This window comes from Pseudomonas sp. P5_A2_2, from assembly GCF_054177685.1.
Genome location: NZ_JBGCUL010001135.1, coordinates 1 through 1,340 on the forward strand (window position 1 = coordinate 1; position 1,340 = coordinate 1,340).

General features: G+C 57.2%; 2 protein-coding genes and 1 pseudogene. All 3 read left to right on the forward strand.

Features of this window, described 5'->3' with window-relative positions:
• Positions 1 to 198 (forward strand): annotated as a pseudogene (locus tag ACXRVY_RS29470) (phosphonoacetaldehyde hydrolase); the annotation flags it as partial.
• Positions 199 to 445: 247 nt separating this feature from the next.
• Complete coding sequence (locus tag ACXRVY_RS29475; protein WP_223463839.1) at positions 446 to 1,006, forward strand: cytochrome b; 561 nt, start codon at positions 446 to 448, stop codon at positions 1,004 to 1,006.
• Between the two features lie 170 nt (positions 1,007 to 1,176).
• The coding region (locus ACXRVY_RS29480; protein ID WP_457265997.1) for a transposase at positions 1,177 to 1,340 on the forward strand (164 nt) is incomplete at its 3' end.

A 1,340-nucleotide genomic window follows, 5' to 3' on the forward strand; every position in this document is an offset into this window, starting at 1 on the left:
GGTAACGCCCTGGGTCTGGACTACGAAGGTTATCGCGCGCTGGGCAGCGACCAACTGGACAGTGAGCGCAAGCGCATCCACGCGATGTTCGAAGGTTCGCGCCCGCACTACATGATCGACACCATCACCGATCTGCCGGACGTGATCGCCGACATCAACAAGCGTCTGGCCAATGGCGAAATGCCGCAGTCGAGCTGATAAATCCCCGTAATACCTCTGTGGGAGCGAGCTTGCTCGCGATGACGATCGCTCATTCAATATATGTATTGACTGAACTGACCCCATCGCGAGCGAGCTCGCTCCTACAGGGTTTTTCTGTCTATTACCCGAGCCAGAACATCACGCGACCAATCGCCTCAGGCAAACCCGGTTAAACAGGATTACAGTTAAAGCACACCGTCGGACAAGAACGGTGGCTTTAAACCGGACCTCTGAGGAACACCATATGCCGTGGAAAAACTCCGAATCGCGCTACAGCACCGTATCGATCGCACTGCATTGGTTGATGCTGGTCCTGCTGGCGCTGGTTTACGCCTGTATCGAGTTTCGCGGGATCTTTCCCAAGGGCAGTGGCGGGCGCACGCTGATGGTCGAATTACACTTCATGCTCGGCCTGACCGTTTTCGTTCTGGTCTGGGTGCGATTGTTCGCACGCAGTCTCGGCCGGCCCCCGGAGATCTTCCCGGCCTCGCCACACTGGCAAACGACGCTGGCCAGGCTGATGCACTGGGCGTTGTACATATTCATGATCCTCACACCGATTCTCGGGTGGCTGGTCACCAGTGCCAAAGGCAATCAGGTGATGTTCTACGGTGTCGACCTGCCGATGCCGATAGCGGAAAACAAGGACCTGGCCAAACAACTCCAGGGCTGGCACGAGCTCGGCGGCACGATCGGCTATTGGCTGATCGGCCTGCATGCCGTGGCCGCGCTGTATCACCATTATGTGGTGGGCGATAACACCTTGCTGCGGATGATGCCCAAGCGCGTGAACCGCAATACCTGAACTTGACGGCAACCCCTAATGTGGGAGCGAGCTTGCTCGCGATGGCGGTGTATCAGTCGACAAATGTGCCGAATGCAATGCCCTCATCGCGAGCAAGCTGAACTGGCCTAATGATTTTGGACACTTCAATCGGGCGCTATGATGGCGCCCAAATCTGAGGTGTTTTGGCTATGCGTAAATCTTATTCCAGTGAGTTCAAACTCAAGGCGGCGAGCATGGTGCTGGACGAGGGACAGTCGGTTCCCGAGGTCTGCGCCAGCCTGGATATCGGTCCTACGGCCCTGCGCCGCTGGGTCGACCAGGTTCGGAAGGAACGTTTGGGCTCGACTCCGGT